At 56.4% G+C, this 3533-nt stretch carries 3 protein-coding genes; 1 reads left to right on the top strand and 2 read right to left on the bottom strand.

Annotation, left to right across the window (positions count from 1 at the left end):
- The first annotated feature begins 126 nt into the window (after positions 1–126).
- On the top strand, positions 127–999 hold the full coding sequence (locus EOA29_RS29255; RefSeq protein WP_127221962.1) for a protein kinase: 873 nt from the start codon (positions 127–129) through the stop codon (positions 997–999).
- Positions 1000–1012: 13 nt separating this feature from the next.
- Here EOA29_RS29255 and EOA29_RS29260 read toward each other — a convergent pair whose 3' ends face one another.
- The gene (locus tag EOA29_RS29260; RefSeq protein ID WP_127221963.1) at positions 1013–1852 is read right to left on the bottom strand and encodes a phosphoadenosine phosphosulfate reductase family protein; all 840 of its coding nucleotides are present in this window, start codon (positions 1850–1852) and stop codon (positions 1013–1015) included.
- Positions 1849–3533: hypothetical protein (locus EOA29_RS41715; RefSeq protein WP_210213180.1), on the bottom strand; the 1685-nt coding region annotated here is incomplete at its 5' end. The genes EOA29_RS41715 and EOA29_RS29260, both read right to left, overlap by 4 nt.

Below are 3533 nucleotides of genomic sequence, written 5' to 3' on the forward strand. Positions count from 1 at the left end.
GGATGCGGCGAGCCACTTCACAACCATACCGCCCACGGGCGGGAATTAGACTGGCCAGTGGACACTCAAGTCTTCCAAATCTCAAACGCTTGTTGGCGCATGCACGGATGCAGGGCGGGGGCCTGAATGGCTTTACTGTTCTCTGGCCGCAGCGAAAATTCAGCAAAAGAAACGATTGTTATTCCGGATGAGCTGCGAACGCCGTTCGGAAAGACATATGAGGTTGGCGAGAGAATCGCTGCTGGGGGAAATGGGGTTGTACATCGGTGTACTGACCTTGGGGATGGTACCGAGTATGCCGTCAAGTTTCTTCTCGACCTACGAGCGCATCGGCGAAAACGTTTTGATCGAGAAAAAACCCTCCTTCAGGGGATCCGGCATGACCATTTAATCGCATATCAAGATGCAGGAAGCATAGATGGTGAGCAGCGAAGGGCGCGTTTATCGCCGCTGATAAAAGATATTCCATATATCGTCATGATGCTGGCCAATGAACCACTGTCATCACTGGTAAAGCGAGCTCCTGTTCCGAATGAGATTTTCCTGGCTCAGTTCCGCGGACTTGCACACGGTCTCGGCGAGCTTCATAGAAGGGCTGTCCATCGTGATATTAAGCCCGACAACATCCTGGTTATGGGCGACCGCTGGGTTCTCAGCGATTACGGCCTATGTGACATGTTCGATCTGCCGGCTGAAGAAAGAATGACCCCTGACTGGGAAATCGTCGGTCCGCGATTTTGGATGTCTCCAGAAGCAAATAACCGTAGCATTGGTCGAGATGACCAGATCAATGCCGCATCCGATGTATTTCAGCTGGCGTCGGTATTCTGGTTTGTAGTCAACCGCAGTCACCCCACAGGGGTTCTTTCCAAAGCTGACTGGAAGGGACCAGAAACACTGTTCGATCCAATATTCAAAGCGCTTCATCACAGCGCTTCCATACGACCGGCTAATGGCGAGGCTTTCGCGATACAGATTGACGAAGCAATTCTAGGGTAATCGCCCCCGATGGTCATTTGTGGCAAACAACGCAGCTGCCGGCCCCTTCGTCAAGGCCGTACACGTCGTCGATTGTCTCTGCGGTCTTTCCCGATAAGGGATTGACCCTCCGGCCGCGCCGTAGCCGTTCCCGGCGTTTTTCGTAATCCGACTTGATCTGTTCGACTCGTTCGGGCGAGATCAACTCCGTAAGACTCTCACCTTGGCTCCATGTGAACGGCGAGCCGTCTCGCAAGGCGGTCTTTTCGTAATCGACGGCCTCGGCAAAGCGATCCGGATGATGTTCTGCGAGCCGAACCCATTCGATCTTCTGCTGGTAGAAGCAGAATGTGCAACCGGACCGGGAACGCCATTGATAGTAGGCCGGCTCACCGACGTCGGACTGCTCGAGTATTTCGATGACGCCGGTGCGATCGACTCCAGCTTCACGAAGCGGAAGATGAACCCGCATGTTTGGGTGTGTGGCCTGGTAGCCTTCGCGACTTGGCTCATCGGCGCGGATGGCGACGTAGGAGTGGACGATCGTCCCGCTTTCGAGATCCTTTTGCAGCCATTGCTCCAGCGGTCGGAGTTTCAGCTGTCGCGTGCACCAGCGGGTACGGGGCGACGGGAGAAAATTGCCATATTCGTCCAACCAGAAATCAAAGTCACGATCGGGATTAAGCCGCTGGATCGGCCGACCCAAGAAGCCTTCGAGCTTATCAAGGAAGCCATAGACCTCAGGCAGTTCCTTACCGGTGTCTGTGAAGAAATATTCTATGGGCAGCTCTGGATGATGCTGTCGCATGTAAACGGCGAGCGCCGCGCTGTCGCGCCCGCCCGAGAGACCGAGGATATGACGTTCCCCACTCATTGCCTGCCAACCTCATCTTCGCCATCGGCTGCCGTCATGGCGACTGCACGCGCAAGGGCAGCAAGCTGCAATCGTCCGCTCTCATTTTCTGATCTGAGCGAAGCTACCAGACGATCAGCCATTCCTGCGGCGGCTAGCTTTTCGCTTTCGCTCAGTTCGAAGCTCCGCATCAACGGCGGCATTTTTGGGTCGAGGCCGACGACAAGTGCCAAGGCTTCGGTCTGGGAGCGTCGATCTCGCACGATTGCCAAAGCCTCGAGCTCCCGGAAACGGCGCCCGTATCGCGCAATTTCCGTCAACGCTTCTTGCCGGTCTCTGTCCGACCAATTCCGGGCGGGGCGGTGCAACAGAACACTGACAGTGCTCTCGATGTCGCCTTTTCCAAGCTCCATCGCCGCGACGCGATCTGCGAACGCATCGAAATTGTAATCGTTCGTCAGGCCTTTGAGCAGCGATGCGCGTTCCGCAATTCCTGCGAAACTCACGGCATCGATTCCGAGCGCCTTTGCAAGTGCCAGACGCAACTCCTCGAGAAGCGCCGGATAGCTCGCTTCGGCCGCTTGAAGGGCACGATAGACGGTCTCTGGGGCGAGCTCTTCACCGAGAGCAGCCGGAAGATCGTCAAACAGAAGTCGCTCGGGATCGTCTGCCTTCGTCACGATCCCGCGGATTTTCACCGCTAAAGGATCGAGTTTGGTGGTGCGTTTTGCGAATTGTGAGAGCTCTTCAAAACGCTGAAAAAGAGCTGCGGCGACGGGCAATGACCCTCCGTGATGGTCAACCCTGAGCAGCTGCGCGAGCCCACTGAGAAACGCTGTTTCGCGCACGGACCGATCGATCCGCCTCAAACGGAAGAGACCAGGCTTCTGCAAAAGCTTGTCGACGACGACATCATCGATTGCTGTTTGATAGACCCCGTCAATATAGACGGCAACGCTCTCCCGCTTGGCGAGCATGTAGGCGAGTGCCAATACGGGCATTACACCGGCTTTGATGCCATAGGGTGGTCGAGCCCACTCCGCATAGACAGCATCGAGGGGCTTTTCGCCTGCGAGGTCGATTACGTCCCACGCTGGGCGGAGCGATGCCCCCTCTCGGCTCTCGTCCGGATCCGAAAAACCGAAGACGCCAGCCTTGACTTCTTTGTGCAGCCCGAACGGTCGAAGCAAGGTAAGGTAGAGGCCGAGCTCTGCAGGATACTGGGTCATTGCTAGCTGCTCATGCGCATGTGAGTTGACCATCGCATGAGCGAGTTCGCGCAAAGCAGCCATGGAATTCGATGATGGTTTGTCGCGCTGGAGCAATTCGCTTTTGATGATCGGCGCCTTCGAGAAACTTGCGTCGGCGAGCGCGCTTGCAACGACCGTTAACTGTGCGCGGACGGCTTGGCTCGGCTGAGGCGCCAGGTACCAGCTTGCATTCTCGAAAGCCGTTTCAAGCGCCCGATAAAGCTGATCGATGCAGTTGGATTGTCTCGCGGCAATCTCCCGCCTCGCTATCCGGTCGCCCTCCAGCTGCGGGTGCTCACGGAAAACGCGTTCAACCGCTAACAACTCTGCAGCCGTTGACCGCAGCGTAAAGCTGTCATTTGCCCCACCTACGGCAATCACACGCTTCTCAGTCGCAAGCGCTTTGGCCGCCTTCTGGGCCAGTTGATTGACGGATTTCGTCGTCAAAGAAC

This window comes from Mesorhizobium sp. M1E.F.Ca.ET.063.01.1.1, from assembly GCF_003998155.1.
Classification (GTDB): domain Bacteria; phylum Pseudomonadota; class Alphaproteobacteria; order Rhizobiales; family Rhizobiaceae; genus Mesorhizobium.